The sequence below is a fragment of the Enterococcus sp. 2STP genome (assembly GCF_032465635.1).
GTDB lineage: Bacteria > Bacillota > Bacilli > Lactobacillales > Enterococcaceae > Enterococcus_B > Enterococcus_B lactis.
Window position 1 is genome coordinate 29,625 of sequence record NZ_JAWDJH010000026.1, and the last position, 16,827, is coordinate 46,451.

At 37.8% G+C, this 16,827-nt stretch carries 19 protein-coding genes; 3 read left to right on the top strand and 16 right to left on the bottom strand.

The genetic code is table 11. The features are described 5' to 3' along the window. Nucleotides 1-22: 22 nt before the first annotated feature. From RWU19_RS12210 to RWU19_RS12220, 3 genes are all read right to left on the bottom strand, one after another. Nucleotides 23-670, bottom strand: coding sequence for a FusB/FusC family EF-G-binding protein (locus RWU19_RS12210; protein ID WP_002313538.1), 648 nt, complete (start codon nucleotides 668-670; stop codon nucleotides 23-25). 278 nt (nucleotides 671-948) lie between these two features. Continuing rightward, nucleotides 949-1,452, bottom strand: a complete 504-nt coding sequence (locus RWU19_RS12215; RefSeq protein ID WP_002291751.1) for an HD domain-containing protein — start codon at nucleotides 1,450-1,452, stop codon at nucleotides 949-951. A gap of 122 nt (nucleotides 1,453-1,574) precedes the next feature. Next, a complete protein-coding gene (locus RWU19_RS12220; RefSeq protein WP_098041488.1) occupies nucleotides 1,575-2,339 on the bottom strand; it encodes a TrmH family RNA methyltransferase in 765 nt (254 codons plus the stop codon). Nucleotides 2,340-2,446: 107 nt separating this feature from the next. Here RWU19_RS12220 and RWU19_RS12225 point away from each other — a divergent pair, with 107 nt between their 5' ends. Both RWU19_RS12225 and yidC read left to right on the top strand, forming a co-directional pair. Beyond that, complete coding sequence (locus RWU19_RS12225) at nucleotides 2,447-2,722, top strand: acylphosphatase (RefSeq protein ID WP_123837698.1); 276 nt, start codon at nucleotides 2,447-2,449, stop codon at nucleotides 2,720-2,722. A gap of 678 nt (nucleotides 2,723-3,400) precedes the next feature. Continuing rightward, nucleotides 3,401-4,351, top strand: a complete 951-nt coding sequence (gene yidC / locus RWU19_RS12230) for a membrane protein insertase YidC (RefSeq protein ID WP_002291748.1) — start codon at nucleotides 3,401-3,403, stop codon at nucleotides 4,349-4,351. Nucleotides 4,352-4,396: 45 nt separating this feature from the next. On the opposite strand, the gene RWU19_RS12235 is transcribed toward yidC, so the two are convergent. The 12 genes from RWU19_RS12235 to pfkB all read right to left on the bottom strand — a co-directional run bounded on the left by RWU19_RS12235 (nucleotide 4,397) and on the right by pfkB (nucleotide 15,296). Beyond that, nucleotides 4,397-4,798 (bottom strand): PTS sugar transporter subunit IIA, encoded by a 402-nt coding sequence (locus RWU19_RS12235; protein WP_002311321.1) that lies wholly within the window; start codon nucleotides 4,796-4,798, stop codon nucleotides 4,397-4,399. A gap of 13 nt (nucleotides 4,799-4,811) precedes the next feature. After that, complete coding sequence (locus RWU19_RS12240; RefSeq protein WP_002311319.1) at nucleotides 4,812-5,621, bottom strand: PTS system mannose/fructose/sorbose family transporter subunit IID; 810 nt, start codon at nucleotides 5,619-5,621, stop codon at nucleotides 4,812-4,814. Next, nucleotides 5,608-6,498, bottom strand: coding sequence for a PTS mannose/fructose/sorbose/N-acetylgalactosamine transporter subunit IIC (locus tag RWU19_RS12245; protein WP_002311317.1), 891 nt, complete (start codon nucleotides 6,496-6,498; stop codon nucleotides 5,608-5,610). Before RWU19_RS12245 ends, RWU19_RS12240 begins: the two co-directional genes overlap by 14 nt. A gap of 12 nt (nucleotides 6,499-6,510) precedes the next feature. Then, on the bottom strand, nucleotides 6,511-6,990 hold the full coding sequence (locus RWU19_RS12250; protein WP_123837697.1) for a PTS system mannose/fructose/N-acetylgalactosamine-transporter subunit IIB: 480 nt from the start codon (nucleotides 6,988-6,990) through the stop codon (nucleotides 6,511-6,513). 174 nt (nucleotides 6,991-7,164) lie between these two features. Further along, entirely contained in the window at nucleotides 7,165-8,106 is a 942-nt protein-coding gene (locus RWU19_RS12255; protein ID WP_123837696.1) for a hexose kinase, read from the bottom strand. Further along, nucleotides 8,103-9,098 (bottom strand): tagatose-bisphosphate aldolase, encoded by a 996-nt coding sequence (lacD, locus tag RWU19_RS12260; RefSeq protein ID WP_123837695.1) that lies wholly within the window; start codon nucleotides 9,096-9,098, stop codon nucleotides 8,103-8,105. Before lacD (RWU19_RS12260) ends, RWU19_RS12255 begins: the two co-directional genes overlap by 4 nt. After that, nucleotides 9,091-10,287, bottom strand: coding sequence for an SIS domain-containing protein (locus RWU19_RS12265; RefSeq protein WP_123837694.1), 1,197 nt, complete (start codon nucleotides 10,285-10,287; stop codon nucleotides 9,091-9,093). The genes lacD (RWU19_RS12260) and RWU19_RS12265 overlap by 8 nt, the downstream gene beginning before the upstream one ends. A gap of 17 nt (nucleotides 10,288-10,304) precedes the next feature. Then, on the bottom strand, nucleotides 10,305-11,033 hold the full coding sequence (locus tag RWU19_RS12270; RefSeq protein WP_002311311.1) for a GntR family transcriptional regulator: 729 nt from the start codon (nucleotides 11,031-11,033) through the stop codon (nucleotides 10,305-10,307). Nucleotides 11,034-11,474: 441 nt separating this feature from the next. Continuing rightward, the gene (lacD, locus tag RWU19_RS12275; protein ID WP_123837693.1) at nucleotides 11,475-12,449 is read right to left on the bottom strand and encodes a tagatose-bisphosphate aldolase; all 975 of its coding nucleotides are present in this window, start codon (nucleotides 12,447-12,449) and stop codon (nucleotides 11,475-11,477) included. Then, a complete protein-coding gene (locus tag RWU19_RS12280; RefSeq protein ID WP_010732187.1) occupies nucleotides 12,446-12,904 on the bottom strand; it encodes a fructose PTS transporter subunit IIA in 459 nt (152 codons plus the stop codon). Before RWU19_RS12280 ends, lacD (RWU19_RS12275) begins: the two co-directional genes overlap by 4 nt. After that, on the bottom strand, nucleotides 12,901-14,364 hold the full coding sequence (locus RWU19_RS12285) for a PTS fructose transporter subunit IIC (RefSeq protein WP_123837692.1): 1,464 nt from the start codon (nucleotides 14,362-14,364) through the stop codon (nucleotides 12,901-12,903). Before RWU19_RS12285 ends, RWU19_RS12280 begins: the two co-directional genes overlap by 4 nt. After that, on the bottom strand, nucleotides 14,346-15,296 hold the full coding sequence (pfkB, locus tag RWU19_RS12290; protein ID WP_123837691.1) for a 1-phosphofructokinase: 951 nt from the start codon (nucleotides 15,294-15,296) through the stop codon (nucleotides 14,346-14,348). Before pfkB ends, RWU19_RS12285 begins: the two co-directional genes overlap by 19 nt. 142 nt (nucleotides 15,297-15,438) lie before the next feature. On the opposite strand from pfkB, the gene RWU19_RS12295 reads away from it, so the two are divergent. Continuing rightward, nucleotides 15,439-16,188 carry a MurR/RpiR family transcriptional regulator gene (locus RWU19_RS12295; RefSeq protein WP_123837690.1) on the top strand — a complete coding sequence of 250 codons (750 nt, stop codon included), beginning with the start codon at nucleotides 15,439-15,441 and terminating at the stop codon, nucleotides 16,186-16,188. Nucleotides 16,189-16,601: 413 nt separating this feature from the next. Here RWU19_RS12295 and RWU19_RS12300 read toward each other — a convergent pair. Next, nucleotides 16,602-16,827: hypothetical protein (locus RWU19_RS12300; protein ID WP_316032197.1), on the bottom strand; the 226-nt coding region annotated here is incomplete at its 5' end.

The window sequence follows — 16,827 nt, forward strand, 5'->3', positions numbered from 1 at the left end:
TTTTCTGTAAAAAACAATAAAATTATCGTTCTTTCTTTACACGCTCAGCAAATTCATAGAAAGGAGCCAATTTCGTTAACTGTTGATTACATTGATCACTATCATGACAAATATAATTCCCCTTTTTCGTATACGTGCCATCAGAACCGGCTTTCGTTGTAGAAAGAAAGAGCGAGACATTCGATGTTTTCTGACAGATTGCACAGATTCCCTTATTAATCGTTGGTGATAAAGTACCGCTGATCCCTTTTAATTTTCCATCTTCGTAATAGACCATGAATTTTTTTTGCGTCCCTGGATCATTCCAACCGATGTACGTATGTGCTTGCAAGTCGATTTCATTCCAAGCTGGTTGTTTGAGTTTTTTCACTTTTCGGAATAATTTATCGATTTGTGGTTTGCTCGGCTGCATAAACGGCTGGACGATTTGCTTCAGCTCCTCCAATGCTCGTTCTGCTTGCGTTTTTGTCAGTTTTACATCTAAAACTGTCGTTAAAAACGTATCGATTTCTGGTGGTTCGTAACCTAATACATCGCGAATCTTTTCAGCTGCTAGAGCCTGAACCGTTTGTACCGTTTTTGGGTCATTGACAGATGAGTACGCATTTAATAACTGATCAACTTCTCTTTTTATAAAAAAATATTGATATGGTTTCATTGTTTGTTCCATGATTTTAAAGTCCTTTCTTCTAACCAAAGTGCATACTTTGTAGAAAAAAGTGATCTTCTGCAAAGTATGTGTTACCTGAAGATCCCGGACTCTTTTAAATAAGATACGTTTTGCATCTTATCATCACCCCCTTTAATGTTCATTCTTCTATGTACATGATTCATTCGATAAATAAAAGTAAACCGTATCTTGACCAGATAGTCAACTGCAAACAGAAAAAACCGAGAAAATCGGCTAGATTTTCTCGGAATATAGTCTATTATTATTGGTTTAACTTTTTAAATCGAGGATTCTTTTCCAAAGTAACGTTGCCATCTCTTACGCATACTTGCTGACATAGGCTGAGCGGCTTCTTTGACTGCGCAGTATTTGTCTACGAATGTTACGATATATCCTTCTTTGTACTTAGGCGGTGCAATCGTTGCGCCCCACATGTGCTTCAAAATGATATCTCGCTCAAGATCCGACAATTCGGTGATCTTTTCTGCATTCTTTACAGCAATTCTTGGATGGATATACGCATGTGTACCTTCATCGAATTTCGTCGTACGCCAATCATAGTAGAACAGATCATGCAAAAGTCCAGCACGTGCTGTTGCTTTAGCATTGCCACCCCATTTTTTTGCGAGCAGATAACTATAGTAAGAAACACTGATGGAATGCTCCAAACGAGTGGAATGAACATGCTGTGTGTAATTTGCTAATTTTTTCACTGCTTCTGTTTCTAAAAGATCTTCTACATAAGACATATATTCTTCGTCTTCACGCCATTTTTCTGTCATAATTATCGATCTGCCACCTTTTTGAATTTCATTTTCTTCTGAAATTGATCTAAGTATACCACCAGTGTTCGGATTATTCTAGTCGCCTTGGATAAAATAGCCAAAGCTTAATAGTTCCTTAATCATAAAGAAAAATGATAAAGAACAATTCCTGCCGCAACCCCAACATTCAACGATTCCGCATTTCCTTTCATCGGGATATATACGTTCTGGTCAGTCAGAGACAAGATTTCCTGACTTACCCCCTGACCTTCATTTCCCATGATTATTGCGAAGTTATCTGATTTTTCTACTTTGTCTAATGCGTGTGCTTCTTCATTTAATTCTGTGCCATACACTGTGAACCCTTTGTCTTTCATTAAAGGGATCACTTCTGTCAAATCTTTTTGCAACACAGGCAAATGATAATTGCTTCCCTGCATGCTCCGCAGCACCTTTGTACTATAAATATCTGCCGTTCCTTTACCTAATAAAACACCAGCCATATCAAATGCATCTGCCGTACGGATCATCGTCCCTACATTTCCAGGATCTTGTACATTATCTAATAACAGCCAACCTCCTGAAAAATCTGGCGCGCCTTCAGCCGTTAACGCCATCACTGCTAAGATTCCTTGTGGTGTAGGTAGATCCGATACAGCATCCATGACCTCATCCGAAACTAGAAAAGTAGAAATCTCTTTGTTTGCGGCCAGCCAGTCTCCCCATTCTTTCCTGCCTCGCTGTGTCACAAAAAGTTCTTTTATTTCTGCATCAGACGACGCAGCCTCTTCAATCAGATGGAACCCTTCCAAAAGATATTCTTCCTTTTCTTCCCGATATTTCTTTTTATGTAGTTTTTTTAATTCTTTGATTCTTGGATTTTTTGCTGATTGGATCTCTTTCACATTCCTCACCTCCCCATGATTATATCATGGAATAGGTGCTTGAGCTTGTTTCATCCTAAAAAAATCGGTATCATTAATTTATAAAATAGGAAAGAAAGGTGACGAACATGCGCAAAGTTAAAATGAACGTCCAAGGACGCGTCCAAGGCGTAGGATTTCGCTACATGACCAAGATGGTTGCTGATCAGTTAGGCGTGACCGGAACGGTAAAAAACGAAGACGACGGCTCAGTCACGATCGAAGCAATCGGCAATGACGACATCGTCCAGAAATTTATTGAAGAAGTCAAGAAATCTCCGAGCCCAAGTGGACGAGTGCAGTATGTGGATGTCCAAGAAGACCCGATGATTGAGGAACGAAAGAAATTTGATGTGGTGGGATAAGGTTGTGAAAAAGCTGGTCTGCATCAAGCATTAAGGACAGGTTGTGAAAAATAGCTCTCCATATTTTTCAACAGGCTGGACTTAATGCCGTAGATGCAAGCTTTTGAACACCGTCGATAAGGTTGTTTTTGAGGCGCTTTGCCTCGAGTATTAAGGAGAAACATTTTCAAAATAGCTTCTCATATTTTGAAATGTAATGACTTAATACCGAGAGGCAGCTGATAAAACACCGTCCATAAGGTTGTGAAAAAGTCGCTTAGTTTTGAGTAGTAAGGAGAATTTTGTGAAAATGGCTTTCCACATTTTTGCATAAAATTTGACTTAATACCGAGAAACTGACTTTTGAACACCGTCGATAAGGTTGTTTTTGAGGCGCTTTGCCTCGAGTATTAAGGACAGCAGTGAAAAAGCTGATCTATCACTTGCAGTGAGTTCATTTGTCTCCGCTTTTCGGGCAGAATAAAAAAAGTTTTTAGTTTATTAGAATAAGAAAGAAACACTTGGAATCATTCTACTTTTTCCTAGTATTTCTTTCTTGATTTTTTGTCTTTTTTTCAAAATTTTTCGCTACGTAAAAGAACGAATATTTATATGAATTTTCTATGAAGTTGATTGAATTCCATGCGCTTTTTTAGTATAGTTAAGTTTGTGTAAAAATTATAGAAGAGGAAGTATTCTATGAATAAATGGAAAAACTGGTTATTGGGATCCGGACTTGTCAGTATCCTGCTCTTTTTATCTGGCTGTGTGCGGATGGATTCAAACGGAAACCCTGACACTTCGGGAATCGTTTATCGAGTACTCGTCCATCCTATGGGCCAAGCGATTACATATCTAGTTGAGAATTTCAATTGGTCTTATGGCTGGGCAGTTATTGCAATGACTGTGATCGTCCGTATCATCATCTTGCCACTAGGTATTAGTCAATCGAAAAAAACAATGATCCAATCTGAAAAAATGCAAGCGTTAAAACCACAAGTTGAAGCAGCCCAACAAAAATTGAAAGCTGCAACAACACGTGAAGAACAAATGGCAGCACAAGCAGAAATGCAGCAAGTATACCGCGAAAACGGACTGAGTATGACCGGCGGAATCGGCTGTCTGCCTCTATTGATCCAAATGCCGATCTTCTCTGCCTTGTACTTTACGGCACGTTACACAGAAGGTATTCGGGAATCATCTTTCTACGGCATCGATCTAGGCTCACCAAGTATGGTACTTGTTGCCATTGCAGGGGTCGCTTATCTGCTTCAAGGATATATCTCAACGATCGGTATTCCTGAAGAACAGAAAAAGACGATGCGTACGATGCTGATCGTCTCTCCTGCTATGATCGTCTTCATGTCGATCAGTGCGCCAGCCGGTGTTACACTTTACTGGGTAGTCGGTGGTGTGTTCAGCTGTCTGCAAACATTCATCACAAACGTTATGATGAAACCACGATTGAAAGCACAAGTGGCAGAAGAGTTGAAACAAAACCCGCCAAAACAAGTCGTCACTCCAAGAAAAGATGTGACAGAATCAGCTAAACCAGCTGACAGCAAACAAGCAACCAAACAAATCAAGCAACCCAAAAACAGTACAAACAACAAAGGCCGCAACGCAGGAAAGCAGCAGAAGCGGAAATAAAAACATAGGACAAAAAAGATGAGAGCTAAGCCCTCATCTTTTTTGTTACTCTTCCTCTTCTGCTATTCCATTAATTAATTCGTTGACAGAGACAATGCTTTCACATCCTGCACGAACAAACTCGGGCTCTGAACCAATCATTTGTGAGTTGATAAATTCAATGACCATCGGAAGATTCATCCCAGCATAAAGAGTAATCTGTTGTCCTTCCATTATTAGTTTAGAAATGATATTTGCAGGTGTACCGCCTAAAAGATCGCATAGTACCACAAAATCATTTAACGAATCTGTGACAGTGAGAAACTTTTGTTTGTATGTTTCAGTGCCATCTTCTGGTAATAAAGGTAACGTGTAGATATCCTCTTGAGGCCCCATGATCATTTCTGTACTTTTTTTCAATTCCTCACAAAATTTTCCGTGACTAATCAATACCAATTGTCTACTCATTTTTCGCTCTCCCTTATTTCGAAATCACACCCAATGCAGATAAAGCAACACACACAATTAATACGATAAAAATCGCTCGAGTAGGAGTCATGTTTTTCTTTCCTAATAACCAATAAACACCACCGACGATCCCAGCAGGTAAAATTTTAGGTAAGATCATATCGATATAGTTTTGCATATTCAATGTCACATCGCCAATCGTTGGTGCCCATGAAAATTTAACATTGATCATTGTCGCAACTAATGCCCCTACCATGAATACCCCTAATAAAGTGGCTGCGTCCGTTAATGCAGTTAAGCGAGATTGCATAGTAGTAACTAAGGAAATTCCTTCTTTGTATGCAAATTCAAGTTGCTTCCAACGAAAAACCATGACAACGATCTGAGCAAAAATCCATATAAACACACCTATCGGATTTCCATCAGTTGCCATATTCGCCGCCAAAGCCCCAAAAATCGTTGGAATCAAAGCAGCAAATACGGAATCTCCAATCGCTGCAAAGGAACCCATCAATCCAGCTTTCAGCCCCGATACGGTTTCCTTTGAAGCAATTCCCTCTTTTTCTTCCATTGCAAGATCAATCCCAGTAATGATTGTATTAAAAAAATTAGAAGTATTAAAAAATTGCGTATGTGTTTTCATCATCTCTTTTAATTCTGGTGTATTGTCTCCATATATTTTTCTTAGTTGTGGCAAGATAGTATATAAATAGCCAGAACCCTGCATTCTCTCATAGTTCCAACCTAATTGAAAAGTGAACAAACTTCTTCGATTGATTTGCTTAAAATCTTCTTTTGTTAATTTGTAATTAGATTTCGTCATCTTCGATTTCCCCCTCAACAGAATGTGATGGCTCACTAGCTAATGGTTGATGGTCTTTGTTTTGATCATTCTTATAACTGATCATTGCTAGTGCTAGACCAATCAATGCTACAGCAAGCATCGGCAGCGAATTGAAAGTTGCCGGAAGATCTTTAACAACGCTTGCCACACTTGTTCCTAATAATTGAACATTAGAGAATAACGTTGCTAATAATGCCGTGATCGTAAATCCTAAAATAAGATAAGATAGATGTTTTTTTACTGGTAAATAGCGCAGAAGAATGGCAAACCCAACAGCTGGTAAAACAGCTCCTGCTACTGAAAGTCCATCGCCTAGCCATTTTAGATTCCCGTTTAAAACAGAAACAACATTTTCAACTAATCCACCACCAAATGCTAAAGCTAAAAATACAGGTATCATACGAGAGAGCGACCAAGGTAAAGCTCCCATTAAGAAATTGCGTTCGATTGCTTGATAATTCATGTCTTCTACGTGACGGTCAATACGATGGGCAAAGTATGTGTTAGCGAATCTAGCTAAAATATCCAATTGGATCATTAAGCTTGCTACAGGCACTGCAATAGCAGCAATCGCTTGTTCTGGATTCATTCCAAGAGAAATCGAGAAGGCAGTTGCTAAAATCGTCCCAGAGTTGGCATCTATTTTTGATGCACCTCCAAACGTCCCCACTCCTAAAACTGTCAACTGCATGCTGCCACCAATAATCAAACCTGCGTTTAAATCACCCATTACTAAACCTGCATATAACCCTGCAAACACTGGCGCACTCATTGAAGAATAGATCTGTAATTCATCTAAAATTTGATAACCTGCATATAATGTTAATAATAAGATCTGCCACCATTGAATATCCATGGATCATTCCTCCTATTTGATTAAAAGATTCATAAAGTCTTCTGCTTTATCGTTTGGTACCATTTGAGCAATTAAATGTATACCAAGCTGATCTAATTTTTTAAATACTTCGATATCTGCATCTACCACATTGATTGATTTTGTAATGGACCGTGTTTCATTCGTTTGTGACATATTCCCCACATTTACTTCTTTGATAGGAACTCCTTTTTCTACTAAAGATAAAATTCGATCTGGCTTTTTTGCTACGATCAATACTCGTTGAGAGTCATATTTGCCAGCTAAAATATTTGCTGCTGCTTTTTCGATTGGCAAAATGCTTAATTTTACCCCTGCTGGAGTCGCTAACTTCAATCCACTTTTTTCAATTGTGTTTGTGGCTACCTCATCATCCACGACCATGATTCGACTAATATTCAGCTTCGTTGTCCAAAGATTTGCTACTTGTCCATGTATCAAACGTCCATCAATTCTTACACCAATAATTGCCATCATGCATTCTCCTCATCTATTTTTTCTATTGGTTGTTTAATTAAATCTGTGACATCATCAAATATCCCTTCTGTTCTAAAGATAACGTTTCCATTTTTCTTTCTTATATTTCATTTTTAAGCCAAGAATAAATTCTCTCTCAGCTAAAGAAAACGCTTTCTTTTATATTTAAGTTCATTTGATTTTCTTAACTTGAATGTGTTTCATCAACATCGTAACTTTCATAGGGTCGATCCAGCCAGTTTTCTCTTGTTGCGCGTTTGCCATGCCGCAAGCCATAGAAAATGCGAGAATCTCTTCGATTGATTGCCTTTTTGATAACGCATTGGCCAATCCTGCAAGGGTCGCGTCGCCTGAACCAACAGGATTAACAACTGATATTTTAGGAATAATGACTTCGTAAAAACACTGAGCAACTTTTGCCACAGCACCTCTCTCTCCTAAAGAAACAACAACCCATGGCACTCCTTCAAATATTGGATGAGCTAATAAGGACTGAATTTTTTCTAATTGAATCGAAGAACAGATACGTTGGCCAATCAGTTCTCCTAATTCTTCCAGATTGGGCTTGATAAGTAGTGGCTTCTCCTTACCTTCCAATACTTCAAGCAAAAATTTACCAGAAGTATCTAGTAATATGTCTTTCCCTTTTTTATCAGCTAAAGCAACCAATTGCTTATAGTAATCAAGAGGGCATCCTTGGGGTAAACTACCTGAGATCGTCATAATATCTGATATTTCGAGGAGCTGCTCGAAATGCTCGGTAAATGCCTGTTGTTCTTTCTTTGTTATGAAAGGGCCTCGTTCCAAAAGCTCTGTTTGTCTCGAACCATGCAGGATAGCAATAGAATCCCTTGTCTCTCCTTTAATTGGAACAAACTGATGCATGATCCCTAACTGATCTAGCTGGTTCTTTAGATATTCACCGTGCTGGCCACCTATTAAACCAGTAGCTATCACCTCTTCTCCTAATAAATTTAGAACCCTCGCCACATTCACTCCTTTTCCTCCCGCTGTTTTATTGACTGTTTCAACTCGATTGACTTTGTCGAGGTTTAATTCTTCAATTGTATACGCGATATCGATGGAAGGATTCAAGGTAACTGTCGTAATCATTTCATCTTCACCTTTTTGCTTTTTGTTTTATTGAACCAAGGGGTAGCGGTTTCATTTATTACTTTATTTAAAGTCTCGATGTTTTCTCTCCCATTTGTTCTTAACCAATGAATAGCTCCGTCTTTGCCATTTTCGACATATGCTTTGACCCCATCTTTCCATGTCGCACGTCCACACAATACACCATTGAATGTGGAACCCGATTCATGAGCAAAAATCAGTGTTTGTTGAAATAATTCTGTTGAAACACCCCCGCTCAAAAAAATGAAAGGTAATGGAGTCGCTTCACTTTGCTCCTTAAAGAAGGCGGCAGCCTCTTCTTTGCTGTGAATAAATTCACCTGTGGAATAGCCCTTCACATAATTCATATTGACAGGTACTTCTACTTTCAATACATCAACTTTATATTTTGGATCAGAAAATTCTTTCATCATCTCAATAACTTTGTGGGGCTTGACTTTCGCATACTCTGGAGAAGAACTATCGCTTATTTGTGCGTCATAAGAAACTAATTCCAAATAGAAGGGACGATTTTCTCCTTCACACTCACTACCTAAACGTTCGATGAACACATGCTTCAAATGATTGATTTCGGGTGCTTCATCAACATCGTAGTAAAGTAAGAATTTTACTGCATCCGCTTGCTGTTCTTTCAATCTGAGAGAAGACCAATCCGCTAATAGATCAGGTAGACGACCAGGCGTAGTTGCGTCATAGCCGGTTTTCTCATAAGCTAATAATAACCCCGTCTCTTTTGCTCTGACTTTTGCTGCTGGCAATCCATATTCCGGATCCAATAAAATAGCAGAAGCATAGGGTGTCAGCTCAGCTGATATTAGTTCTTTGAATTCACTGATTTGGTCTTCACTTGGCTCTTTTCCCAACGATTTGATCATTTTTTTTAGAGCACCACGCTGATCGATCGCTAATGCACTAATAATTCCATCTTTTGTTGATAGTCTCTCCATTGCCCTATTTTTTTCTTCATTCATCTGTCATTTCCCCTTCGTTTTCATATTTATGAATGATGACGCCCTTGACTACTCGATTGACCGTGCCTGTTGGAGATGGGGTATCTGGTTTATTAGCTACTTTGATTGAAGTATAGAGTGCAATGATTTGTGCAGTCATAATCATCGCTAATGCAAGATAGGCATCGGGCAATTTACTCACCGAGTCTTCCAATAGCACAGTCATACCTGAGAAATCAATAGTACCCGGTTGCGCAATCGCAATGACATTGGCAGTGACCCGATCTTCTTTTATTTCCTCTAAAATATCTAAGTCATAATTTCGCGTATATGGTTGATTGCTCACAAAACCTACAACGAGTGTCTCGCTATTTAAAAAAGACTTTGGTCCATGACGGAACCCCATCGAAGAATCAAAAATTGTAGCAACTTTACCTGCTGTTAATTCTAAAATTTTTAATTGTGCTTCTCTTGTCGCACCTGCCAAACTTCCTGAACCCAGATAAGCGATCCGTTCAAAAAAATCAGGTAATAACTTTTGAATTTCTTGATCTCTTGAAAGAAGATCTTGACCGATTTTAACTAATTGTTCAAGATATCTTTCTTTTTTCTCCATTGCTGTTTGATCAAAGATCCATAAAGCACTCAATAACATACACGTAAAACTTCCTGTCATAGCAAAACCTGCATCGTTTGCTCTCTCTGGCATCAATAACAGATAATTCTGTTTATCATCCTGTGCGTTTTTTGCCAACATCCCCTCTTCAGCACAAGTAATCGTCAAATGAAACAATGTTTCAACTTGTTCATTTGCAATTTGCACAGCCGCTACACTTTCTGGACTGTTGCCACTGCGAGCAAATGAAACTAATAAAGTCGGTTCATTTGGAAACAAAAATTCTTTTGGTGAAGCTACGATATCTGTCGTGCCAAAACTGTGGAAGATAAAAAAATGATTGTCTCCATGTTCATTTAGATAGGGTAAGAGCGTATCCCCAATATATTGAGACGTTCCTGCACCCGTAAAAATAACACGTATTCTTCTTCCGTTTGCTTCTTTTTTTATTTGATCAAAAAATAGAGCTAAATTTTCTTGGCTTTGCATCAATCTATCGATTGTTTCTTTCCAGAGATCTGGTTGTTGTTTTATTTCTTGTGTCGTGATTGCTGCACCTATTTGTTTTAATTTGTTCTTCGATAGCTCAAACATGTTGTTCTCCCTCTCAATCATTTTCGGATATGCCGAATTTTATAATGAAACTGGTCCGCTCTTGCTACACTATCTGTATATTCGATAATCTCATTTTTCACGTTATAGGTTATCCTCGTCAGATGTAAGACGGGAGCGCCATCAGCGATTCGTAGCACAACAGCATCTTTTTTTTGCACGATACTTGCATAAAACTCTTCATCAGCTAATTGAACTTGTTGTTCATAATCCTGTGAAAACACATCATACAACGGTTTACTTTCAAGTAACGGCAAATCAAGTCCCATAAATAGTTTCGCCGGTAGATAAGAACGCTCAACCATCAATGGCTCTTCATCTGCCAAACGCAATCTTTTAAGTTTAAATACAGTTTCACCTAAATGGATGTTCAAATTCTTAGCAATTCTCTTATTAGCTTCCATTTGTCTAAATTCTAAAATGACCGTCTTAGGGACGCGCCCTATTTCGCGCATTTCTTCTGTAAAGCTATATGCTCCAGCTAAGTTCGATGACTTATCAGACAAATCAGAGACATAGGTACCTTTTCCATGTCTTCGGTAAATATAACCTTGATTTTCTAATTCCTGTAAAGCCAGACGTACGGTGGTACGACTCACCCCATAGTGTTGACAAAGTTCTCTTTCAGATAACAGCTTATCATGCGGAGTCATCTGTGTTTCGATACGATCCTTCAATAAATCAACTAGTTGATAATACAATGATTTTCCTTTATTTGAGCTCTCCATAAAAATTACCTCTTCTTTACTGGTTATAACCACAACACAAGAATAGTGAATTATTAATCATTTGTCAAAGGTTTTTTAGACCAAAAAGGCTATTATAACAACGATTTAAAGTTTTATAGTTTGAATAGACAAAGATACCTTAAAAATACCAGTTACCAATAAAAGAACAGAAAAAAAGACGAACCATATAAGCGATCCGTCAAAATGGACTAACTTATCGAGCAGCGTAATCCACATTAATCCCTATGATATTCCTACAACTATCGTTTTATTACTTCCAATATCATTTACAACAACCTAAAATAGCTTATTAATGACAAACGTTATTAATAGTTTTAGATAACTTTTGCAGTTTTATACTTTTTTTCTATAAAATTTGACAAACATTTTTTTAAATAACTAATTATTTTTTCGAATCTGTCACTCAGACAATCCTTTTTCTTACTTCTTAACATAAATAGATGTCGCTGTTTCTTCTAATAGTGTACTTAATTCTTTAATATTTTGTTTTCCTTCTTCTAACATCCAACTACTCGCTTTTTCTTCGCCTTCGGTAACAAAAGGTGCTACTCCCTTCGCCCATGTTGCTCGTCCACATAAGACACCATTGAATGTCGAACCTGATTGTTTTGCAAAACGCAATGTATCTTGAAATAGTGCAGCGCTGACTCCCGCACTTAAAAAAATAAACGGTTGTTCAGTCACTTTCGATTGTTCATAGAAATACGTGGATGCCTCTGCTTGACTATAACAAGTCTCTTGCCCATATCCTTCCACAAATCTCATATTCACTGGCACTTCTACTTTCAATACATCCACTTGATAACGTTCTTTTGAAAATTCTCGCATGGCTTCAATAACTTTATGCGGTTTTACTTTTGCATAGGCAAGAGAAGACGGATCGCTAATAGTTGCATCATAAGAAAGGATCTCTAAAAAGAAAGGTATACCTTCTGCTTCGCATTCTGAACCAATCCGTTCTATAACTATTTGTTTTTGCACATTAATCTCTACTGATTCATCAACGTCATAGTACAATAAAAATTTACAAGCATCCGCACCCACTTCTTTTAACCTTTTCACTGACCAACTATTCAGTAAATCTGGTAGTCGGCCTGGCATTTTCGCATCATAGCCAGTTTTTTCATAAGCTAGCAACAAGCCACATTCTTTCTCTCGAAGCGCTGCTGCAGGCAGACCATATTCTGGATCGAGTAAAATAGCGGAAGCATACGGAGTCAGGTACTGAGAAACCATCTGTTTAAATTGGATGATATCTTCTGATGTAGCTTCTTTATATTGGTTGATCATTTTCTTCAAAGCACCACGCTGGTCGATAGCTAACGCGCTAATAATTCCAGCTTCATCCGTCAATCGCTTCAAACGTTCCTGTTTTTCTATACTCATTTTCTTCATATATCTTCACCTATTTCTTTAGTTAATATTGCGGCTATTTCTGTTTTTGATTTTGCTGCTCTCAACTGTTCTGTAACCTCTTTTCGCATCAATGATCGTGCAACGAGAGATAATAATTTCAAATGAGTCGTTCCTGCTTCTGAATCTGGGATAAATAACGCAAAAATAAAATCAACTGACTGTCTATCTAAACTGTTCCATTCAATTCCTTTGTTCAGTGTGATGATAATCAAACTAGGTTCGTTGATTGTTTGAGACTTCGCATGAGGGATAGCAAAACCTGACATTATTCCTGTAGTACCTTCTTTTTCTCTTTCTAGAAGTTTTTGATATACTTCTTTTTCGTCATGAGCGATTCCTAAACAGAATGTTTGCTTTGCTAAAAACTTAAATGCTTCTTCTTGACTATCTAATGGCTGTTGTAAAAAAATGTTCTCTTCATGAATGATTGTCATGATAAGCCTCCTGCTCTTCCTTCTTCGATAACTGTACGATTTGCTGTTTTATTATCCATCTTCTTGTCTTTATCAGTTACTCTTTTCTTTTGGATCAAACCTAGTATCACTCCACCAACGATCGAACCAATAAGAATCGCTGTAACCCATTGGATTTTTCCCGTCACTACAGGTAACACTAAAAAACCGCCATGTGGGGCTGGTACTTGGACACCAAACAGATAGGTCAAGACAGCAGCAATTGATGAGCCTAACATCATCGTTGGTAATACTCGGATCGGGTCTTTCGCAGCAAACGGAATAGCTCCCTCCGTAATATGAGTTGATCCTAAAATAAAATTAACCAAACCTGCATTACGATCATTGGTATCAAAATATTTACCAAACAATAAAGTTGCAAAACCAGTAATCAACGGTGGTGCAATGCAAGCTGCTGACACGCCAGCCATAAAAGTGGTGTTTCCTTGTGCCAAAAGAGCTGTACCTGTTACATATGCCGCCTTATTAATCGGTCCTCCCATATCAAACGCACACATGCAACCAACAATCACGCCAAGAACAAGTGGATTCGAATGTTCAAATCCAGCTAAAAAGCTCATCATTCCTTCATTTATAGCCTTCATTGGACCCGCCAACAAAGACATTACGATGCCAATAAACGCTACACCAATAACTGGATATAAGAAGATTGCCTTCAAGCCATCTAGTTGTTTAGGTAAAATTGTCAGTAGCTTTTGCAAAAATAAGACAAAATAACCTGCTAAGAAGCCAGCTAAAATACCTCCTAAAAATCCAGTACCGCCATTCATGGCCACGATTCCACCAACAAATCCAACGACTAACCCTGGACGTTTCGCGATTCCTTCTGCAATATAAGCTGCTAAAACTGGAACCATCATCCCCATTGCTGCATCGCCAACCGTTTTTAACATCGCCGCTGTAGCATTGTATTGTGCATGGTCTGGATCAAAAGAATAGATTCCCCAAACGGCAAATGAAATAGCAATCAATACTCCGCCAGCTACCACGAAAGGCAACATATGAGAGACACCATTCATCAAATTTTTATAGATGCTGCGACCCAAATTAGCACCACTTATCGTTTCTGATTCTAAAGTATCAACAGCTTCATTATCTGCTAAGATGGTCCCTTTTCCTGCCAATGCCTCGTCAATCAGCCGTTGTGCATCTTTGATTCCTGTACTGACAGAAACATCAATGACTCGTTTTCCCGCAAATCTTTCTGAATGGACATCTTTGTCTGCAGCAATAATAACAGCATCTGCCTGTTTGATTTCTTCAGCCGTTAATTCATTCTCGATCCCAATTTGTCCATGGGTCTCCACTTTGATCGTGATGCCTTTTTTCCTAGCTGCTTGTTCTAATGCCTCTTGCGCCATGTAGGTGTGTGCAATTCCTGTCGGACAACCAGTTGCTGCAATTAGTTGATATTTTCCCATCTTTCGAACCTCTCTTCCTTGATTTTGATTTGTTTACTTAATTCCTCCACATCCAAAAAATCAGTCAGTCCTTTACGAAAAGCAGTAGAGCTGCCTGCTGCTATGCTTTTACGTAACGTTTCATCAAGCGGTCGTCGATTCATGTATCCTGCTAAAAAAGTGCCTAACATGGCATCACCTGCACATGCTGTATTGACGACTTTTCCTTTTGGCGAGTTTCCTCGAATCACCCTGTCTTTCGTAAAAAGAATCGCTCCTTTCTCACCAAGGGATAACAAAACATTTTCTGCACCTGACTCTACCAGTCGTTGTCCATAAACAAAGTAATCTTCATCTGTAACCATTTTTCGTCCGAACCAAGAAGAAAGTTCTTCCTCATTCGGTTTCAGCAAAAATGGTCGATAGGGCAAACAATCCATGACCTCTTGATCACTACTATCAATAATCAAATGAATCTCCTTTTCCTGACAAATCCGACTGATTTCCACTAAAACCTTCGGAGACATTCCTCTTGGTAAACTCCCAGAAACACAAAGATAATCCTCTGCTTGTAATGCTCTTATTTGATTTAAAAAATTATGGACAGCTGCCTGCGGTATTTCAGGTCCTTGATTCACTAATTTGTATTCTTCTCTCGTTTGATTGACTTGTGTAAATACATTGATACGCGTCATACCAGGCACTTCAATAAACTCTGTTTGGATTTGTTTCTTCTGTAAATAGTCTTCTATATATTTTCCTGTGAAACCAGCAGAAAAACCTAATGCCGTACTTGGGAAATCTAGCATCTTTAATACTAGTGACACATTTACCCCTTTTCCGTTTGCCTGAATGTCATCCTCCTTTGTACGGTTTACCATAAAAGGATGCATCTCCTCTGTTTCAATAAATAGATCAATTGCCAAATTCATCGTGCATGTGTAGATAGACATAACCAATGACCTCCTTGACTCTATTATGAAATACGCGAAAGAGAAAATGTTTTCTTAATCGTTCCAACACAAAGAAAACCTTTACATTTATAAACACATCGTGCTATTTTTTAACTAACTTTTAGTGAAAGAAGGAAAGAATATGGATCACAAATTAAGTGAAACAGAACAGTACCTCTGGAACTTTATCGAACACCACATCCTAGAGATCCCTAACTACTCCATCGTGAAACTAAGTGAACAAGCAAATGTCTCAACAGCCACCATTGTGCGAACAATGAAGAAGAAAGGCTATGAAGGATTTACTTCGTTTAAGCACCATCTAAAAGAAGGAGAAAACAAGAACATCAATTTTTCTTTCTTAGATAAAGTAGACAAAGGTATCCGTCGAGCCATTCTAAAAAATGAACAAGAAGTGGTACGTACGATCAATATGTTGGAAATCGGGAACATTGAAGATGCAATACAAAGAATCAAATTTGCTAACCGGGTTTTTGTCTTTGCACGAGGATTTTCAGAAATGATTGGTCAAGAAATGCTGGTAAAACTTCAATTAACAGGAAAAAATTGTCAAATGCATACTGATCCAGAGCTTATCAAAAGCATCAGTCGGAAACTAACTAAGAAAGACAGCGTTATTTTTGTTTCTTTGAACGGCGAGACAAAAGAACTCGTCACCGCCGCAAAGAATTGCTATGATGCAGAGATTGGTTCGATTTTAGTTACAGCCAATCATTCTTCTACACTCAAAGATTATTGCGAGATAAATCTCATAGGTTTCAAATCAGAAGGTTCGTATTTCCCTGATTATGAAGTACGTTCACGCTTGCCTCTCCAGATTATCGCGAGAATTCTGCTCGATGCCTATGTATTGCGTATGGGGGAGAATTGAGGGGATTTGATTTGCGGTTGATAACCATTGCTAAAAAAACAGTTAAAAATGCTTTATGTGTTTCGGTACTATAATTTATTAGTCTCAATTTCCAATTTAGATAAAAGTTATCGTGTACTTTAGTATGTCTAAAAATACTACAAAATAAATAAACAAATGGGATAATAAAAAATCTGGAACAGAAGCTTACGCATTCTGTTCCAGATTTGGGTTGTTCTGATAGAAAGATAAAAAATAATTTTCTATATACATATTTTTAATATTTTTGAGAAACAAAGTAAGCTATTTTAACAATCAGCATACTCTTTTCATTCTACTTGATAAAAAAGCTTGGAAATTCATGAATATTAAATAAGGTACTTTTTTAATTTTTTATATAACAAATTAAAAATTGCTAGTTGCAAACTTAGATTTTATTCTTTATTCAACAAAGAAAGTATTTCTTTATATAATCTATAACAATTTTTGTCATCAAAATAAGTTATATATTTTTTGGCATTTTTTTCATATTTCTCATCCAAAACAAAATTAACTTTTGCTAACTTTACACATTCATTTATTAGTTGTTTTTCTGTATAAACAACTTTTGATAAAAAATTATTTGAATTATAATCAATTAAACTACCACCATGATATTCC

Coding starts and splice junctions, on each gene's coding strand:
- pfkB (WP_123837691.1), bottom strand. CDS start 15,296: ATGTCTATCTACACATGCACGATGAATTTGGCAATTGATCTATTTATT.
- RWU19_RS12255 (WP_123837696.1), bottom strand. CDS start 8,106: ATGATTACGACAGTTACCTTGAATCCTTCCATCGATATCGCGTATACA.
- RWU19_RS12235 (WP_002311321.1), bottom strand. CDS start 4,798: ATGAGTAGACAATTGGTATTGATTAGTCACGGAAAATTTTGTGAGGAA.
- RWU19_RS12245 (WP_002311317.1), bottom strand. CDS start 6,498: ATGGATATTCAATGGTGGCAGATCTTATTATTAACATTATATGCAGGT.
- RWU19_RS12210 (WP_002313538.1), bottom strand. CDS start 670: ATGGAACAAACAATGAAACCATATCAATATTTTTTTATAAAAAGAGAA.
- RWU19_RS12265 (WP_123837694.1), bottom strand. CDS start 10,287: ATGTTTGAGCTATCGAAGAACAAATTAAAACAAATAGGTGCAGCAATC.
- RWU19_RS12285 (WP_123837692.1), bottom strand. CDS start 14,364: ATGGGAAAATATCAACTAATTGCAGCAACTGGTTGTCCGACAGGAATT.
- lacD (WP_123837695.1), bottom strand. CDS start 9,098: ATGAATGAAGAAAAAAATAGGGCAATGGAGAGACTATCAACAAAAGAT.
- RWU19_RS12270 (WP_002311311.1), bottom strand. CDS start 11,033: ATGGAGAGCTCAAATAAAGGAAAATCATTGTATTATCAACTAGTTGAT.
- RWU19_RS12295 (WP_123837690.1), top strand. CDS start 15,439: ATGGATCACAAATTAAGTGAAACAGAACAGTACCTCTGGAACTTTATC.
- lacD (WP_123837693.1), bottom strand. CDS start 12,449: ATGAAGAAAATGAGTATAGAAAAACAGGAACGTTTGAAGCGATTGACG.
- RWU19_RS12280 (WP_010732187.1), bottom strand. CDS start 12,904: ATGACAATCATTCATGAAGAGAACATTTTTTTACAACAGCCATTAGAT.
- RWU19_RS12240 (WP_002311319.1), bottom strand. CDS start 5,621: ATGACGAAATCTAATTACAAATTAACAAAAGAAGATTTTAAGCAAATC.
- RWU19_RS12250 (WP_123837697.1), bottom strand. CDS start 6,990: ATGGCAATTATTGGTGTAAGAATTGATGGACGTTTGATACATGGACAA.
- RWU19_RS12215 (WP_002291751.1), bottom strand. CDS start 1,452: ATGACAGAAAAATGGCGTGAAGACGAAGAATATATGTCTTATGTAGAA.
- yidC (WP_002291748.1), top strand. CDS start 3,401: ATGAATAAATGGAAAAACTGGTTATTGGGATCCGGACTTGTCAGTATC.
- RWU19_RS12225 (WP_123837698.1), top strand. CDS start 2,447: ATGCGCAAAGTTAAAATGAACGTCCAAGGACGCGTCCAAGGCGTAGGA.